The organism is Sphingomonas sp. SUN019 (genome assembly GCF_024758705.1).
Lineage (GTDB): Bacteria > Pseudomonadota > Alphaproteobacteria > Sphingomonadales > Sphingomonadaceae > Sphingomonas.
In genome coordinates, this window is the sequence record NZ_CP096971.1 from 1,637,748 (window position 1) to 1,653,810 (window position 16,063).

Genomic DNA, 16,063 nt, shown 5'->3' on the forward strand with positions numbered 1-16,063 from the left:
GCGAAGGAGCGTTTGATGGGACCGAGAGTTGCGGACACCGGGGTGATCACGACCGGCGCACTGGCGATCATCGCCTTGGTGGCGGCGATCGTCATCGCAGGCATCGTGTGGGGCGTGCGGCTGCAACGGCAGCGCAACGAGGCGCGCCGGATCGAGACCGAGCGGGTCGAGGCGAGCGATGACGCCGTTGCCGATCGGGCCGTGGAGCACACAGAGCCCGACGCAGCGCCAGAGGTTGCGCCCGCGCCAAAGGCTGCGCCGATCCCCGTGACACCGCCCGTCGCGCCGTCGCCAGCCGTGGCGGCCGAAGAGCCGGCCGCCCCCGCTCCGCTGGCCGACGAACCGATCCCCGCCGCCGCGCCGCTCGACGCTTCCCCCGCCACGGCCGCCGATCCGGCCCCGGCGCCCGTCGAACCGGAACCCGTGGTTCCCACAGGGCCGCCGCCGGGCGATCGTCCGGTCACGTTGCTGAAGGGTCTCGGCCCGAAGGTCGCGGCGCGGCTGGCCGAACTGGGCGTCACGACGGTCGCCGACATGGCCGCGCTGGACGCGACGCAGGCCGAGACGATCGACGCGCGGCTGGGGCCGTTCACCGGCCGCATGACGCGCGACCGCTGGATCGAACAGGCGCGCTTTCTGGCGGCGGGCGACGTGAAGGGGTTCGAGGCGGTGTTCGGGCGGCTTTAGTCGACAAAGAGCCACGTTGTTTTGCACCGACTTCAATCCTCCCCTGTAAGGGGAGGTGGCAGCGCGAAGCGCTGACGGAGGGGTGACAACCCCCTCGATAGCGCGATACCCCTCCGGCGCTGCGCGCCACCTCCCCTTGCAGGGGAGGATTGTCAGGTAACTGAATCTGACCTTCTCACGCTAACCGCTGGGACGTGGCGGCTTAAGGTTCGTCAGGGTTAGTGGCTAAGCGATCCCCAAAACCTCAATCGCGCCGTCGCGCCCGGCGAAATCGAGCGTGTCGCCCTCCCCCGCCCCGATCAGCGCGCGCGCCAGTGGAGCCGAGAATGCAATCCTGTCCGCCGCCGGATCGGCCTCGTCATCGCCGACGATCGCGATCGTCCGCGCCGCGCCGTCGAGCCTGATCCGCACCACGCTGCCGAACGCCACTTCGTCCGCAGGCGGTGTCGGCGCGAGCACCGCCGTAGCGTGGCGCGTGTTCCAGTAGCGCAGTTCGCGCGCGATCTCGTCGCGACGGATGTCGTCGGCGGGTTCCTCGGCCCCCAACGCGGCGATCCGCTCGTCGATCAGCGCCAACCCCGCCGCCGTCACGAGATTCGGCCCCGCCGGGATCGGCAGTTCGAAGCGCGGTTCCTTGTGTTCCTCGTCGCTCTCGCGCCGGAACGCGACGCTCACGTCCGCTGCCCGAGGGTCCGGATGATGCCCGAAAAGTCCTGTCCGCCGTGGCCCGCGTCGGCGAACGCCTCGTACAATTCGCGCGCCTTCGCCCCCATCGGCGTCTGGGTGCCGCTCTGCTCGGCGGCTTCCATCGCGAGCCGCAGATCCTTCAGCATCAGCGCCGCGGCGAACCCGCCCTGATAGTCGTTGTCGGCCGGGCTTTGCGGGCCGACGCCGCGGATCGGGCAATAGCTGGTTATCGACCAGCTCTGCCCCGACGACACGCTGGCGATGTCGTAGAAGGCCTGCGCGTCGAGCCCGAGTTTCTCCGCCAGCACGAACGCCTCGCACGTCGCGACCATCGTCGCGCCCAGGATCATGTTGTTGCAGATCTTCGCCGCCTGCCCCGCGCCGCTGATTCCGGCGTGGATCACCGCCTTGCCCATGTTGGACAGGAACGGTTCCGCGCGCGCGAAGGCTTCGGCCGAGCCGCCGACCATGAAGGTCAGCGTGCCCGCATTCGCCGCCGCGATCCCGCCCGACACCGGCGCATCGACCGCGGTCAGGCCCTTCGCCGCGGCGGCCTCGGCGACGCGTTTGGCGGTGGCGACGTCGATCGTCGAACAATCGATCAGGATCGCGGATGGCGACGCACTGCCGAACAGGCTTTCGGTATAGACCTGCTCGACGTGCTTGCCCGCGGGCAGCATCGTGACGATCGCCTCCGCGCCATCCGCGGCCTCGGCGGCGGACGCGACCGGCAGGCACCCCGCGGCCTTCGCCTTCGCCAGCGCCTCTTCGCTCAGGTCGAAGGCTCGGACGTCATGCCCGTTCTTCGCGAGGTTCGCGGCCATCCCGCCGCCCATGTTGCCGAGCCCGATGAAACCAACGCGTGCCATAACCGAGTTCCTCAAAATTCCGTTCGTGCTGAGTAGAGACTGAGTAGCTGCGTCAGCAGCGTAACGAAGGCTCGTATCGAAGCACCGCTTCCGCGCAACAACCTGTCCTTCGATACGCCGCTTCGACTTCGCTCAGCGGCTACTCAGGACGAACGGTGGTGTTACTTCCCCGTCCACTGCCCCGCACGCTTCTCGACGAACGCGGCCATACCCTCGGTCTGGTCCGCGCTGCCGAAAAGCCCGTGGAATAGACGGCGTTCGAACTGCACGCCCATGCTGAGCCCCGTCTCGAACGCGGCGTTGACCATTTCCTTGTTCGCCTTGACCGCCAGCGGGGCCATGGCGGCGATTGTCGCAGCGGTCTTCACCGCTTCGTCGACCAATTCGGCGGCGGGGACGATGCGCGACACCAGACCCGCGCGTTCGGCTTCCGCGGCGTCCATCATGCGGCCGGTCAGGCACATCTCCATCGCCTTCGATTTGCCCACCGCGCGCGTCAGGCGCTGCGATCCGCCCATGCCGGGGCTGACCGCCAGCTTGATCTCGGGCTGGCCGAATTTGGCGGTGTCGGCGGCCAGGATGAAGTCGCACATCATGGCGAGTTCGCACCCGCCGCCCAAAGCATAGCCCGCCACCGCGGCGATCACCGGCTTGCGCGTCCGGGTCAGCGTCTCATACCCGCCGAAGAAGTTCGCGCCGTACATCTCGGCGAAGCCCTGCGCCGACATCTCCTTGATGTCCGCGCCCGCGGCGAACGCCTTCTCGCTGCCGGTCAGCACCGCGCAGCCCTGCGTGTCGTCGGCGTCGAATGCGGCGAACGCGGCGATCAGGTCGGCCAGCACCTGCGAATTGAGCGCGTTCAGCGCCTGCGGACGGTTGAGCGTGACCAGCGTCACCGCGCCGCGCTGTTCGACCAGGATCGTCTCAAAGCTCATGCGTATATCCTCATGCGGGCGTCCACGCCTCGTCCTCGGGCAAGGGCGCGAAAATCTGTTCGATGACGTGGTCGGTCACGCCGTCGGGCGTCGCCGGATCCCAGCGCGGCGCATTGTCCTTGTCGACGATCACCGCGCGCACGCCCTCCAGGAAATCGTGCCGCTGCACGACGCGCGCGCCGACCGCATATTCCTGTTTCATCTCGTCGGCGAAGCTGGCCATCCCCGCGCCGTCGCGGAGCAGGCGGAGCGAGACCTTCATCGTCTGCGGCGATTTGGTTTTGAGGGTGGTCAGCGTTTTCGCCGCCCATTCGCCACCGTCTGCTTCGAGCGCGGCGAAGATGTCCTCCAGCGCGTCCGAGGCGAACAGCCGGTCGATCTCGGCCTGCGCGCCAAGGATCGCCGCATCGGGCGCGGGCGCGGACAGTTCGTCCAGCACCGCGTCGATCGCGTCGGGCGTCTCGCCGATCCGGCGTTTCGCCTCATCCAGCGACGCGCTCGGCAGATAGTGCGTCGCGAGGCCCAGCGCGAGGCACTCCGCGCCGTCCAGCCGGTGCCCGGTCAGCGCGAGATACTGCCCGATGCGCCCCGGCAGCCGCGACAGATACCAGCCGCCGCCTACATCGGGAAACAGGCCGATCCCGGTCTCGGGCATCGCCAGCTTCGTGTTCTCGGTCGCAACGCGGTATTTACAGGGCTGCGAGATGCCGACGCCGCCGCCCATCGTGATCCCGTCCATGAACGCGATCGTCGGCTTCACATAGGTGAACAGCCGGTGGTTCATGCGATATTCGGTGTGGAAGAACGCGCGCGCCTCCACTCCGTCCTTCGCCCCGCTGTCGGCGAGCATCCGGATGTCGCCGCCCGCGCAGAAACCGCGCGCGCCTTTTGGATCGCCATCCGGCGAGGGGGCGTGGTCGATCATGACGCAGCGCACCGCATCGTCTCCGCGCCATGCCTCCAGCGCCGCCAGCACGCCGTCGCACATCGCGGTCGTCAGCGCGTGGATCGCCTTCGGACGGCTGAGCCGGATACGACCGACCGGACCGTCGATCGCTACGAGCAGGTCGTCGGTCATTGCCGCGTCAGCTCGCGACCGACGATCATCCGCATCACTTGGTTCGTCCCCTCCAGGATCGAATGGACGCGCAGGTCGCGCCAGAAGCGTTCGATCGGATAGTCCATCAGATACCCGTAGCCGCCGTGCAGCTGCAGCGCGCGGTCGACGATCGACGATCCGTTGTCGGTCGCCAGCCGCTTCGCCATCGCGGAGAAGCGCGACTTGTCGGGCGCGCCCGCATTCACCTTAGCCGCGGCGAGATACAGCAGCGCGCGCGACGCCTCCAGATCGGTCGCCATGTCGGCCAGCATGAACTGCGTGTTCTGGAAATCCGCCACGGGCGATCCGAACTGCTGCCGTTCCTTCGTGTATCGAACCGATTCGTCGAGACAGCGCTGCGCCCCGCCGAGCGAGCAGGCCCCGATATTGAGCCGCCCGCCGTCCAGCCCCGCCATCGCGAAGCGGAACCCGTCGCCCTCCGCGCCGACGCGGTTCTCGACCGGTACGCGGCAATCCTCGAAGATCACCTGCGCGGTCGGCGACGCGTTCCAGCCGAGCTTCCGCTCCGGCGCGCCGAACGACAGGCCGGGCGAGTCCTTTTCGACCACCAGGCAGGAAATGCCCTTCGACTTCTCGTCGCTCGTCCGCACCATGCAGACGTAGATGTCGTTATAGCCAGCGCCCGAGATGAACTGCTTGGTGCCGTTCACGACATAGTGATCGCCGTCCCTGCGCGCAGTCGTTTTCAGCGCGGCGGCATCGGAGCCTGACCCCGGCTCGGTCAGGCAATAGCTCGCGATCTTCTCCATCGACACGAGGCTGGGGAGGAAGCGGTCCTTGATCTCCTGCCCGCCGAAATGGTCGATCATCCACGTCGCCATATTGTGGATCGAGATGTACGCACTGGTCGCGGGGCAGCCGTAGGCCATCGCCTCCATGATCAGCGCCGCCTCCAGCCGGCCGAGCCCGATCCCGCCCGATTCTTCCCCGACGTAGATCGCGCCGAAGCCGAGTTCCCCCGCGGCCTTCCACACATCGACCGGATAATGCCGCTTCTCGTCCCATTCGCTGGCGAACGGCGTGATGCGATCGGCGGTGAAGCGCCGCGCGAGTTCCTGGATCTCGCGCTGGTCGTCGGTCAGGTCGAATTGGTTGGTCATTCGGGTCAGTCCGTCTTCGGAAGTTGCGGCTCGGCGAGCCAGGCGATCGCGTCGGCCTCGGCCAGAAAAATCTTCTGCCGCGGGTTGGGGTTCAGCCGATCGCCCTGCATCTTGCCGAGATGGCTTTGTGAGACGATCGCGGTTCGTCCCGCGTTCGACTCCATCCCGACGCGGAAAATCTCGGCGAGGCCGTCGGTGACCTGCGCCGCCTGCACTGGAAAATCTCGCGCGTCGACCAACGTGTCGTAGATCGGGTGCGTGCGATGCGCCGCGGCCGTCGCGGCAAGCCCCTCGCCGATGAACGCCGCGACGGTCTGCATCGTCCACAAGCCGCGCACGGCGATCCGCATCAGCCCGTTCGGCCGGTCGAAGGCGATCGAATAGCCGGGCTCCAGCTGTCCCTCCAACGTCACGCCGCGCACTTCGCATAGCGCAGCGTCTGGCCTTCCGCGGTGCGGGTCAGCGCATTGCCGTTGTCTTCCAGGATCAACGGCGTTTCCTGTTGCCAGGTCTGTCCTTCACCGGAGAAATCGAGCGTCGCCTTCAGCTCGGTCGGCGACACGACGGCCAGCTTCGCGATCGTGGCACGCGATTCGTAGAAGGTCAGGCGATCGGCCTCCACCGTCATCAGCCCCTTGTTGTCACCCTTGGTCGAGGTGCAATCGGCGGGGACCAGGCCCCAGCGGCCCTGGAACACCGGCGGAATCTTTCCGTCAGCCGCCGCTGCCGCGGTCGGGGTAGCGCCCGGCGCCGGCGGCGCATCGGGTTCGACCGCATTGACGACGTTGAACGTCCCCGTTTCCTCGATCACCGCATCGTTCTGCGGTTCGGGAATCGGCACCTTGCACCCGGCCAACGCCAACAGCGCGACGCCCAACAACGCGATCCTCACATCAACTCTCCCGTTTGTTTTGCGGGCAGTAACACCGTGCGCGATCAAGCCCCAGTCCTAACCCGCAGTCCTATCCCATCGTCGGGATGACGAAGGCGTTGGCGGCGTCGCCCACCCCACCATCCGGCCAGCGTTGGGTGACGGTCTTGACCTTGGTCCAGAACTTCACGCCTTCCATGCCGTGCTGGTTGGTGTCGCCGAAGGCGCTGCGCTTCCACCCGCCGAACGTGTGATAGGCGACCGGCACCGGGATTGGCACGTTGATCCCGACCATCCCGACGTTCACGCGCGCGGCGAATTCGCGTGCGGCGTGGCCGTTGCGGGTGAAGATCGCGACGCCGTTGCCGTATTGATGCTCGCTCGGCAGGCGCACCGCATCCTCGAAATCCTTCGCTCGGACGATCTGCAGCACGGGGCCGAAGATTTCCTCCTTGTACGACTGCATATCGGTGGTGACGCGGTCGAACAGGCTGGGGCCGATGAAGAAACCCTTTTCGTGCCCCTGAAGCTCGAACCCGCGGCCGTCGACGACCAGTTCCGCGCCTTCGTCGACGCCGGTCTGGATCCAGTTCTCCACGCGCTGCTTGTGCGCGGCGTTCACCACCGGGCCGTAATGCGCATCGTTGTCGGTCGAGACGCCCACGCGCAGCGCGGCGATGGCGGGGATCAGTTTCTCGCGCAACGCGTCGGCGGTCTTGTCGCCGACCGGGACGACCACCGGCAGCGCCATGCAGCGTTCGCCGGCCGAGCCGAACGCCGCGCCCGAAAGATCGGCGACGACCTGATCGAGGTCGGCGTCGGGCATGACGATGCCATGGTTCTTCGCGCCCCCCATCGCCTGCACGCGCTTTCCGGCTTCGACGCCGCGGCGATAGACGTAATGCGCGATGTCGGACGATCCGACGAAGCTGACCGCGCTGATGGCGGGATGATCGAGGATCGCGTCGACCATCTCCTTGTCGCCGTGCACGACCTGCAGGATGCCCTCGGGCAGCCCCGCTTCGCGGAACAGTTCGGCCAGCCGCACCGGCACCGACGGGTCACGCTCGCTGGGCTTCAGGATGAAGGCGTTGCCCGTGGCGATCGCCACACCCGACATCCACAGCGGGATCATCGCGGGGAAATTGAACGGCGTGATCCCCGCCCCGATGCCGAGCGGCTGGCGCATGGAGTAAACATCGATCCCCGGGCCCGCGCCTTGCGTATATTCGCCCTTCAGCACGTGCGGGATGCCGCAGCAGAATTCGATCACCTCGAGCCCGCGCTGGATATCGCCCTTGCTGTCGGCGATCACCTTGCCGTGCTCGGACGACAATGTGTGCGCCAGTTCGTCGATGTTCTTTTCGACCAAGGCCTTGAAGTTGAACATGACGCGCGCGCGCCGCTGCGGATTGGTCGCGGCCCAAGCGGGTTGCGCGGCCTGCGCGGCGGCGACCGCACGGTCCAGATCGGCCGGCGAGCCGAGCGTCACCATCGCCTGCACCTGACCGGTGTTCGGATCGAAGACGTCGCCTGTCCGCGCGCCCGCGCCGCCCGAATGGCCGACGATATGATGGTCGATGATGCGCATAGGGACTCTCCGGTGATCTGCTTTGGCGCGCTTGTATCGCGACCGCATTTCTGCACACAAGTAGGCATATTCGCACCAACGCCATGCATTTTTGCGGGGACGCGATGAAGAACTGGGACGATTTGCGCATCTTCCTCGCGGTCGCGCACGCGCAGCGCATCGCGCCCGCCGCCCGCGCTCTCGGGATTGACGCGACGACCGTCGGGCGGCGGCTGGCGCGGCTGGAGGCGGCGGTCGGCGCGGCGTTGTTCGAGACGCTGGCGGGGGAGCGGCGGCTGTCGGAGGCGGGTCAGGCCTTGCTCCAGCATGCCGAGACGATCGACGCTGCGATCCTGTCCGCGACAGAGGGCGATCGGGGCGCAGGTGTTGCGGGCCATGTCCGGCTGAGCGTCGCCGAGGGGCTGGCGACCCACGTCCTGTCGCCGCGCCTCGCCGCCTTCCACGCCAGCCATCCGCGCATCCGTATCGACCTGATCACCGCATCGGGTTTCCTTGATCCGTCGAAGCGCGAGGCGGATATCGCGGTGATGCTCGCCCGCCCGCGCAACCGGCAATTGCGCGCGACGCGGCTGGCCGATTACCGGCTGCGGCTCTACGCGACCCCCGCCTATCTCGCCACGCACGGCGAACCCGCCAGCGCCGCCGCGCTCGAGGCCCATGTGCTGATCGGATACGTCCCCGAACATATCCACGCGCCCGAGCTGGATTATCTGTCGGAGGTCCACGACGGGCTTGTCGCGCGCCTGCGGAGCACCAGCATCAACGTACAGGGCGCGATGGTCGCGTCGGGCGCGGGGATCGGCATCCTGCCCGATTTCCTGGCGGCGCGCGACGAGCGGCTGGTCCCGGTGCTGCCCGCGGTGTCGCTGTCGCGGGGCTTCTGGCTGGTCACCCACGCCGACGGCCACGCGACACCGCGCATCCAGGCGGTCAGCGCGTGGCTGCGAGATGCGGCGGCCGCTATCGGCTGACCGGTCCGTCCAGCACCAGCGCGCCGCCGATCCGCCGCGCGACGACGCCGAACACGCGCGCGATCCGGTTCGGGGTCAGCACGTCGTCGGCGGGGCCGCTCGCGACCAGTTCGCCGTCATCCAGCAGCAGCACGTCGTCGGCGATCCGCGCGGCGTGCGCCAGATCGTGCATCACGATCCCCACGCCCTTTCCCGCCACCGCCTGCGCCCGGAGCAGGTCGAGCAGGGCGAACTGGTGCGCCGGATCGAGACTGGCCATCGGCTCGTCGGCCAGCAGGAAATGCGGCTCCCCCGCCAGCACGCGCGCGAGCAGCACGCGGGCGCGCTCGCCACCCGACAGCGTCAGGATCGCGCGATCGGCGAAGGCGCGCGTGTCGGTCGCGTCCATCGCGCGGTCGATCGCGGCGGCGTCCTCGGCCAGCGAAGTCCGGTGCGGCAGACGGCCGAGCGCGACGACATCGCGCACGCGCATGTTCCACGCGACGACCGCGTCCTGCGGCAGATAACCGATCTCGCGCGCCCGTTCGCGCGGATCCATCGCGGCGACGTCGTCCTCGCGCAGCCATACCTTTCCGGTAACCGGCAGCAGCGCGCACGCCGCCTTCAGCAAGGTCGATTTCCCCGCGCCGTTCGGCCCCAGGATCGCGGTCACGCGCCCCGGCAGCAGCGCCGCCGATATACCGCGCAGCACCGCGCAGCTGCCCAGCGTCACCGACACATGATCGAACGTGACGGTCACGACCAGCGCCCCTTCAGCAGCAGTGCGAGGAAGAACGGCGCGCCGATGAGCGCCATCGCCACCCCCAGCCGCACCTCCCCAGCGCCCGGCGCGAGGCGGCAGAGCGTGTCGGCGGCGAGCACCAGCGCCGCGCCGCCCAGTGCGCTGGGGAGCAGCAGCGCCGACGGCTTGTGCCCGAACAATGGGCGCAACAGATGCGGCACGACCAGCCCGACGAACCCGACCACCCCGGTCACCGCCACGCTCGCCCCGACCGCGAGGCCAGTCCCCGCGACCACCAAAGCCTGTACGCGCCCCAGCCGTACGCCGAGCGACCGCGCCGCCGCCTCGCCCAGCGTCAGCGCATCCAGCGCCCGGCCCGTCGCCAGCAGCAACCCCGCCCCCGCGACCATCCACGGCGCCCCGCGCGTCAGGTCATCCCACGTCCGGTCGGTCAGCGCCCCCATCAGCCAGTCGATCACTTCGGCCACCGCATAGGGATCGGGGGCCAGGCTGATGAGAAACGCGGTCAGCGCGCCCGCGAGACTCGCCAGCACCGTGCCGGCCAGGATGAACGCCACCGGGCTTTCCGCGCGCCACGTCAGCGCCACCAGCAGCGCCATCGCGCTCCCCGCTGCGATCATCGCACACGCGAACACCCCGACGCCGCTCGACCACCCGAGCAGGATCGCCGCGACCGCGCCGAGCGCGGCGGCGGACGACACGCCGACCACCGCCGGATCGGCCAGCGGATTGCGCAGATACCCCTGCAGCACCGCCCCCGACAGCCCGAGCACACTGCCGATCAGCACCGCCAGCACCGCGCGCGGCAGGCGGAGCTCGACGATGATCGGCCAGCGCGGATCGGGCGACGCCCAGGCGTCGAGCGGCACCCAGACCTTGCCTGCGATCAGCGACGCGCCGAACAGGACGACCACCAGCGCGCCGAGCAGCGCGAGTTTGGCGGTGCGCGTCACAACGACGCCCGGATCGCGCGCAACCGCGCCAGCGCGGGCGGGATCGACGGGCCGCCGCAATTTACGAGGCGGCGGTCGAAGCTGGCCTGCGGCGTGTCGGGCATCAGCTTGCGGCGAAGGTCAGCGGTCCGACCGTCGCCGCTGGCGATGATGACATCGGGCGGGCTGGCTGCGAGCGTCTCGATCGGGATCGTGCCGGTATAGGTCAGGCCGTAATCCGTCGCGGCATTGCGGAAACCGGCGCGCCGCAGGAGGTCGTCGAGCAAGGTGCCCGAGCCGTTCGCCAGGTCGCCGGCGATGAACAATAATGCTGATGGATCACTGTCTTCCCCCCCCGGCGAAGGCCGGGGTCCAGTTGCCAGCGGATCGTAACTGGACCCCGGCTTTCGCCGGGGAAGTAGCGATTGGTCGATGACTTGGACCATTGCTTCGCCCCGCGAGCGTGCGCTGACGGCGTCAGCAATCTGCATGACCTGACGCTTGCTCGCCGCCACCGTCGTCGGGGAATCCAGCACCAACGTCCTGAGCCCGGCCTTCGCATAGGCCGCGCGGGTGGCGGCGGGGGTGAAGGTGGAGGTGAGGATCAGTTCGGGGCGTAGCGCGATCACTTCCTCCGCCGTTCCGCCGGTCGCGGGGAAGCGGCGGGCGACCGACAACGGGAGCGAAGTGCTTGAGGGATCATGCGAATAATGGCTGAGCGCGGCGATCCGGTCGGGCGCGACCAGCCGGACCAGAATCGCGTCGGCGCACGGGTTGGTTGAGACGATCCCGCCCTGCCGCACGGGCGGCGAACAGGCAGCCAGCAGCAGCAGGAGCGGGATCGCCAGGCGCATCAGTCGAGCTTCACGCGCACGCCGCCATAGGCCGCGCGGCCGTAGGTGCCATAACCCGAAACGGTCTGATATTGTTCGTCGAACAAATTCTCGACCCGGCCGTAGAGCGACAGTTTGTCGCCGATCGGGAGTTCGGCGCGCAGGCTCGCCAGCACATAACCGTCGAGGCGGACGGTGTTGCCGATGTTGTCGAAGGTGTCGCCGACGTGGGTTACCGTCGCGCCCAGCGCCGGTCCCCACGGCGTGCGCCAGTCGATGTTCGCGGTCACGCTGTCGCTCGCCCGGCGTGGCAGAAGGTTGCCGAAGTTTGCGCCTGCGCTGCGGTTGTTGGCGTCCATGTACGTGTAGTTGGCGCTGAAGGTGACGCTGTCGACGGGTTTGAGCGCCAGCGCAAACTCCACGCCATCGGCCGCGGTGCGCGCGATGTTGCGATAGGTGAAGGTGCCGAGGTCGAAATCGATCTGGTTGCGCGTGCGGCGGTTGAAATACGTCACCGACACGCGCGCGCGGCCGCCCAGGAACGCCTGTTCGACGCCCGCATCGAAATTGCGCGCGCGTTCGGGCTGCAGGTCGCGGAAGCCGAAATCGCTGTAGAGCTGGAACAGGGTCGGGGCCTTGAACCCCTCGCCGTAGCTCGCGCGCAGCGTGGTGCCGGCGCCGAGCGCCAGCGCGGCGTTCGCGCCGAACGTCGTCTCGCCGCCATATTGATCGTGGTCGTCGTGGCGCGCGCCGCCGGTCAGCGTCAGCGGTTCGAGCGGCTTCACGATCAACTGGCCGTAGACGCTGGTGATCCCGGTCGAGAAACGATCGAAGCCGTCGGCGAAACGGCTGTTCTCGCGCTCCACCCCGGCGACCACGCGCACCGCATCCACGGGACGAAATTCGCCCTGATACTCATATCGTTCGCTGCGGCCGCGGCCGATGAACGACGGCGCGTTGCCGAACGCGGGATCGAAATTGTCGCGGTCGATGTCGGCGATGGTGAAGGCGATGCGGTTCTTCAGCGCGCCGAATTCCGCGTTCAGCCCGGCATAGCCGTACAGTTCCTGCGTGGTCGAATATTCGCCCGTATCGGCGAAGGCGAAGGTGGGCGGCGGGAAGCCGTCGATCTCCACCCGGCTGTCGGCCCAGTATCCGCGCAGATCGAGGCTGACGCCCGGCGCGAATTCAACGCCCAGCTTTCCGCTCGCGCCATATTGACGATAGCCGTCACGCTCGGTCCCACTGGCGGCCGAGGAAATGCCGTCGGTGCGCAGATAACCCGCGTTCAACGCGCCCGACACCGCGCCCTTCGACCCCGCGACCCCGGCATTGGCGAACACGCTGTCGGCATAGCCATATTCGGCGTTGGCGCGGACGCGGATGTTCTCGGTCGGCTGCATGGTGACGATGTTGACGACGCCGCCCAACGCCTGGCTGCCCCACGGCACCGAATTCGGCCCGCGCAGGATCTCCACGCGATCGACCGATCCGCTGAGCAGATTGGCGAAATCGAACCCGCCGCCGGGCGAGGACGGATCGTTGACGCGCACGCCGTCGATCACGACCAACGTCTGTTCGGCCTCCGCCCCGCGGATACGCACGCCGGTGAAGCCGCCGACGCCGCCGTTGCGCGTGACGGTGACGCCGGGCGTGGTGGCGAGCAGGTCGGACAGCGCCGTGGTCTGGCGCGTCTCGATCTCGGCGCGGTCGATGACGGTGACCGCCTGCCCCACTTCGCGCGCGTCCTGCGCGACGCGGGTGGCGGTGACGATCACGTCGTCTTCGGAGATGGATTGCGCGAGTACCGGCGGCGCGGCGAGCGCGGCGGCGATAGGCAGATATTTCAGCATTGGACTAGTGACCCTTGTTCGGGCCGCCCGACCATCGAGCGACCGCCGTCAAGCGTCGCTCACACGAGGAAATGCCCTCGTCCGCCCGCCACACCCCGTGCGCGCGAAGGATCGACCGTGACGGGCAGGTCTCCTGGCTCCCGGATCAACGCTGCCGTTCCGCCTTCCCGGGGCGGACCCCAGTGGCGTGATGGAACGGCGGCTAACCGGTCACAGTTGCGGGGGCAGCGCCGGGGTGGCAGGACGAACCTTGCGTACCGGACTTCCCTTTTGATCCCATCGCTGGGAACCTGTCACGCCGCGGCACGTAGCGGCGGCGAAACGATGCGGCAAGCGGGATCGCAGGAACTGCCAAGAGGATGCCATGCCCAAGGACAAGCTGCCGACCGAGGGCAATATGGCCCCGCTCCACACCCCGCCCGATTTCGACGCGCCCGCCTTCCCCGATCTGAAGGACGATGCGCCGGTCTACCGCGATCCCGAACGCGGGCAGCATCTGGTGTGGGTCGCGCTGGCGCTGGTCATCGCGCTGGTCGCTTGGTGGGGGTTTTAGGGCAACCCCGCTCATCCTGAGGAGACGCTGAGCTTGTCGAAGCGCCGTCTCGAAGGATGGTCCTGGCCCTTCGAGACGCGTCTTTAACTTCGCTCAGCCGCTCCTCAGGATGAGCGGTTTGGTTGAAATTCAAATGACGATAGTAACGCTTCCCATGACCGACTTCACCGCCACCCGCGCCTTGTTCCGCCTGCCCGAGAACGTCGTGTACCTCGACGGCAATTCGCTCGGCGCGATGCCGGTCGCGGCGGCCGAGCGGGCGCGGGCGGTGATCGAGCAGGAGTGGGGCGGCGAACTGATCCGGGCGTGGAACAGCGCCGACTGGATCACGCTGCCCGCCCGTGTCGGGGACCGGATCGCGCGGCTGATCGGCGCGCCGGCGGGGAGCGTCACGACCGGCGATACGCTGACGGTAAAGGTGTTTCAGGCGGTCGCGGCGGCGGTTGCGCTGCGGCCGGATCGCCGCGTCGTCCTGTCCGACAGCGGTAATTTCCCGACCGACCTGTACGTCACCGACGCGCTGCTGAAGGCACTCAGGCGCGGCCTGGAATTGAAGGTCGTCGCGCCGGAGCACGTGGCGGATGCGATCGACGACAGCGTAGCGGCGATGTTGCTGACCGAGGTCGATTACCGCACCGGGCGGCTGCATGATATGGCCGCGCTGACCGCGCGCGCGCATGATGCGGGCGCACTGGCGATCTGGGATCTGGCGCATTCGGCGGGTGCCTTGCCGGTCGATGTGACCGCGGCGGATGCGGACTTTGCGGTCGGCTGTACCTACAAATATCTGAACGGCGGCCCCGGCGCGCCCGCCTTTATTTACGTGGCGCCGCGTCACGCCGATGTCGCGCAGCCGATTTTGGCAGGGTGGATGGGCCACGCCGCGCCGTTCGCCTTCGATCTCGATTACCGCCCCGCTCCCGGCGTCGAGCGGATGCGTGTCGGCACGCCGCCGATCCTCGCGCTGTCGGTTTTGGATGCGGCGCTGGACGCTTTCGATGGCGTCGATATGGCCGACGTACGCGCCGCCTCGATCGCTTTGTCCGAACAGTTCATCGCGCAGGTCGAGGCGCGTTGCCCCGCACTCACCCTCGCTTCGCCGCGCGACAGCCATGCGCGCGGCAGCCAGGTGTCGTTCCGCCACCCGCAGGGCTATGCGGTGATGCAGGCGCTGATCGACCGCGGGGTGATCGGTGATTTCCGCGCGCCCGACATCCTGCGCTTCGGCTTTACCCCGCTCTATATCGGGCGGGACGACGTGGCGAAGGCGGTCGACGTGCTGGCGGACATTCTCGACAGGGGAAGCTGGAACGCGCCGCGCTTCCACGCGCGGGCAGCCGTGACATGAGCGAGCGTTACGACCCAGCAGCCGAAGGTGCGGAGATGCGGTTCGAGGACCGCATGGCGTACGGCGATTACCTCCGGCTCGACCGCGTGCTCGACGCGCAATCGCCGCTGAGCGACGCGCATGACGAGCTGCTGTTCATCATTCAGCACCAGACCAGCGAATTGTGGATGAAGCTGGCGGTGCATGAATTGGAATCGGCGTGCGCTGCGATCGCCGAGGATCGCTTGCCGCATGCCTTCAAGATGCTCGCGCGGGTGACGCGGATCATGGAGCAATTGACCGGCGCGTGGGACGTGCTGCGCACGATGACGCCGAGCGAATATACGCAGTTCCGCGAGACGCTCGGCCAGTCGTCGGGCTTCCAGTCGTGGCAATATCGAGCGATCGAATACCTCTGCGGCAACCACAACCTCGCGATGCTGCGCCCGCACGCGCATCGCCCCGAAACGCTCGAACGGCTGGAGTCGATCCTGGCGCGGCCGAGCCTGTATGATGAGGCGTTGCTGTTGCTCGCGCGCGGCGGGTTCGACGTGGGGGCGGATGCGGCGCGCACCGAATGGCGGACGCAGCGCGCCGAGAGCGACGCGGTGACCGCGGCGTGGGCGCGCGTCTATCGGGATCCGGAAGGCCATTGGCCGCTGTACGAACTGGCCGAGAAACTGGTCGATCTGGAGGATCATTTCCGGCGCTGGCGGTTCAACCACGTCACCACGGTGGAGCGCGTGATCGGACTGAAGCGCGGGACCGGGGGCACGGGTGGCGTGTCGTATCTGCGGCGGATGCTTGAGGTGGAATTGTTTCCCGAATTGTGGCGGGTGCGGACGGTGCTTTAGTTACCGTCATCCCCGCGAAGGCGGGGATCCATAGTCGCCAGACGTGAGGCTCTTTCCGCAACCGACGTGATTATGGATCCCCGCCTTCGCGGGATGACGAGGTTCTCCATAGAGAATACCTCTCTCCCCTGCGAATAA

General features: G+C 68.0%; 17 protein-coding genes and 1 riboswitch. Of the genes, 5 read left to right on the forward strand and 12 right to left on the reverse strand.

What is annotated here, in order from left to right; translation table 11 throughout:
* Positions 1-15: 15 nt before the first annotated feature.
* Positions 16-687 carry a hypothetical protein gene (locus tag M0208_RS18480; protein ID WP_309546991.1) on the forward strand — a complete coding sequence of 224 codons (672 nt, stop codon included), beginning with the start codon at positions 16-18 and terminating at the stop codon, positions 685-687.
* A gap of 225 nt (positions 688-912) precedes the next feature.
* Here M0208_RS18480 and M0208_RS07980 read toward each other — a convergent pair whose 3' ends face one another.
* From M0208_RS07980 to M0208_RS08015, 8 genes are all read right to left on the reverse strand, one after another.
* Positions 913-1,362 (reverse strand): GreA/GreB family elongation factor, encoded by a 450-nt coding sequence (locus M0208_RS07980; RefSeq protein ID WP_258891180.1) that lies wholly within the window; start codon positions 1,360-1,362, stop codon positions 913-915.
* Positions 1,359-2,243 carry a 3-hydroxyisobutyrate dehydrogenase gene (gene mmsB / locus M0208_RS07985; protein WP_258891181.1) on the reverse strand — a complete coding sequence of 295 codons (885 nt, stop codon included), beginning with the start codon at positions 2,241-2,243 and terminating at the stop codon, positions 1,359-1,361. Before mmsB ends, M0208_RS07980 begins: the two co-directional genes overlap by 4 nt.
* 161 nt (positions 2,244-2,404) lie before the next feature.
* Positions 2,405-3,178: an enoyl-CoA hydratase gene (locus M0208_RS07990; protein ID WP_258891182.1), complete on the reverse strand. Its 774-nt coding sequence runs from the start codon at positions 3,176-3,178 to the stop codon at positions 2,405-2,407.
* 10 nt (positions 3,179-3,188) lie between these two features.
* A complete protein-coding gene (locus M0208_RS07995; RefSeq protein WP_258891183.1) occupies positions 3,189-4,256 on the reverse strand; it encodes an enoyl-CoA hydratase/isomerase family protein in 1,068 nt (355 codons plus the stop codon).
* On the reverse strand, positions 4,253-5,398 hold the full coding sequence (locus M0208_RS08000; RefSeq protein ID WP_258891184.1) for an acyl-CoA dehydrogenase family protein: 1,146 nt from the start codon (positions 5,396-5,398) through the stop codon (positions 4,253-4,255). Before M0208_RS08000 ends, M0208_RS07995 begins: the two co-directional genes overlap by 4 nt.
* A gap of 5 nt (positions 5,399-5,403) precedes the next feature.
* Entirely contained in the window at positions 5,404-5,811 is a 408-nt protein-coding gene (locus M0208_RS08005) for a hypothetical protein (protein ID WP_258891185.1), read from the reverse strand.
* Positions 5,808-6,290 (reverse strand): hypothetical protein, encoded by a 483-nt coding sequence (locus tag M0208_RS08010; protein WP_258891186.1) that lies wholly within the window; start codon positions 6,288-6,290, stop codon positions 5,808-5,810. Before M0208_RS08010 ends, M0208_RS08005 begins: the two co-directional genes overlap by 4 nt.
* Positions 6,291-6,360: 70 nt before the next feature.
* Positions 6,361-7,860 carry a CoA-acylating methylmalonate-semialdehyde dehydrogenase gene (locus tag M0208_RS08015; RefSeq protein WP_258891187.1) on the reverse strand — a complete coding sequence of 500 codons (1,500 nt, stop codon included), beginning with the start codon at positions 7,858-7,860 and terminating at the stop codon, positions 6,361-6,363.
* Between the two features lie 104 nt (positions 7,861-7,964).
* Here M0208_RS08015 and M0208_RS08020 point away from each other — a divergent pair, with 104 nt between their 5' ends.
* Entirely contained in the window at positions 7,965-8,831 is an 867-nt protein-coding gene (locus M0208_RS08020) for a LysR family transcriptional regulator (RefSeq protein WP_258891188.1), read from the forward strand.
* On the opposite strand, the gene M0208_RS08025 is transcribed toward M0208_RS08020, so the two are convergent.
* Genes M0208_RS08025 through M0208_RS08040 form a run of 4 tightly spaced genes read right to left on the reverse strand, consistent with a single transcriptional unit; the run spans position 8,821 to position 13,191 of the window.
* Complete coding sequence (locus M0208_RS08025) at positions 8,821-9,570, reverse strand: ABC transporter ATP-binding protein (RefSeq protein WP_258891189.1); 750 nt, start codon at positions 9,568-9,570, stop codon at positions 8,821-8,823. The two genes, M0208_RS08020 and M0208_RS08025, sit on opposite strands and share 11 nt — an antisense overlap.
* Positions 9,567-10,526: an iron ABC transporter permease gene (locus tag M0208_RS08030; RefSeq protein WP_258891190.1), complete on the reverse strand. Its 960-nt coding sequence runs from the start codon at positions 10,524-10,526 to the stop codon at positions 9,567-9,569. The genes M0208_RS08025 and M0208_RS08030 overlap by 4 nt, the downstream gene beginning before the upstream one ends.
* The gene (locus M0208_RS08035; RefSeq protein ID WP_258891191.1) at positions 10,523-11,359 is read right to left on the reverse strand and encodes an ABC transporter substrate-binding protein; all 837 of its coding nucleotides are present in this window, start codon (positions 11,357-11,359) and stop codon (positions 10,523-10,525) included. The genes M0208_RS08030 and M0208_RS08035 overlap by 4 nt, the downstream gene beginning before the upstream one ends.
* The gene (locus M0208_RS08040) at positions 11,359-13,191 is read right to left on the reverse strand and encodes a TonB-dependent siderophore receptor (protein ID WP_258891192.1); all 1,833 of its coding nucleotides are present in this window, start codon (positions 13,189-13,191) and stop codon (positions 11,359-11,361) included. The genes M0208_RS08035 and M0208_RS08040 overlap by 1 nt, the downstream gene beginning before the upstream one ends.
* 105 nt (positions 13,192-13,296) lie before the next feature.
* Positions 13,297-13,500, reverse strand: a riboswitch (cobalamin riboswitch).
* 55 nt (positions 13,501-13,555) lie between these two features.
* On the opposite strand from M0208_RS08040, the gene M0208_RS08045 reads away from it, so the two are divergent.
* From M0208_RS08045 to kynA, 3 genes are all read left to right on the forward strand, one after another.
* Positions 13,556-13,744, forward strand: coding sequence for a hypothetical protein (locus M0208_RS08045; RefSeq protein WP_258891193.1), 189 nt, complete (start codon positions 13,556-13,558; stop codon positions 13,742-13,744).
* A gap of 154 nt (positions 13,745-13,898) precedes the next feature.
* Positions 13,899-15,092, forward strand: coding sequence for a kynureninase (kynU, locus tag M0208_RS08050; RefSeq protein WP_258891194.1), 1,194 nt, complete (start codon positions 13,899-13,901; stop codon positions 15,090-15,092).
* Complete coding sequence (gene kynA / locus M0208_RS08055) at positions 15,089-15,925, forward strand: tryptophan 2,3-dioxygenase (protein WP_258891195.1); 837 nt, start codon at positions 15,089-15,091, stop codon at positions 15,923-15,925. The genes kynU and kynA overlap by 4 nt, the downstream gene beginning before the upstream one ends.
* Positions 15,926-16,063: the final 138 nt, after the last annotated feature.

Coding starts and splice junctions, on each gene's coding strand:
- M0208_RS08040 (WP_258891192.1), bottom strand. CDS start 13,191: ATGCTGAAATATCTGCCTATCGCCGCCGCGCTCGCCGCGCCGCCGGTA.
- M0208_RS08000 (WP_258891184.1), bottom strand. CDS start 5,398: ATGACCAACCAATTCGACCTGACCGACGACCAGCGCGAGATCCAGGAA.
- M0208_RS08015 (WP_258891187.1), bottom strand. CDS start 7,860: ATGCGCATCATCGACCATCATATCGTCGGCCATTCGGGCGGCGCGGGC.
- M0208_RS08035 (WP_258891191.1), bottom strand. CDS start 11,359: ATGCGCCTGGCGATCCCGCTCCTGCTGCTGCTGGCTGCCTGTTCGCCG.
- M0208_RS08020 (WP_258891188.1), top strand. CDS start 7,965: ATGAAGAACTGGGACGATTTGCGCATCTTCCTCGCGGTCGCGCACGCG.
- mmsB (WP_258891181.1), bottom strand. CDS start 2,243: ATGGCACGCGTTGGTTTCATCGGGCTCGGCAACATGGGCGGCGGGATG.
- kynU (WP_258891194.1), top strand. CDS start 13,899: ATGACCGACTTCACCGCCACCCGCGCCTTGTTCCGCCTGCCCGAGAAC.
- M0208_RS08045 (WP_258891193.1), top strand. CDS start 13,556: ATGCCCAAGGACAAGCTGCCGACCGAGGGCAATATGGCCCCGCTCCAC.
- M0208_RS18480 (WP_309546991.1), top strand. CDS start 16: ATGGGACCGAGAGTTGCGGACACCGGGGTGATCACGACCGGCGCACTG.
- M0208_RS07995 (WP_258891183.1), bottom strand. CDS start 4,256: ATGACCGACGACCTGCTCGTAGCGATCGACGGTCCGGTCGGTCGTATC.
- M0208_RS07990 (WP_258891182.1), bottom strand. CDS start 3,178: ATGAGCTTTGAGACGATCCTGGTCGAACAGCGCGGCGCGGTGACGCTG.
- kynA (WP_258891195.1), top strand. CDS start 15,089: ATGAGCGAGCGTTACGACCCAGCAGCCGAAGGTGCGGAGATGCGGTTC.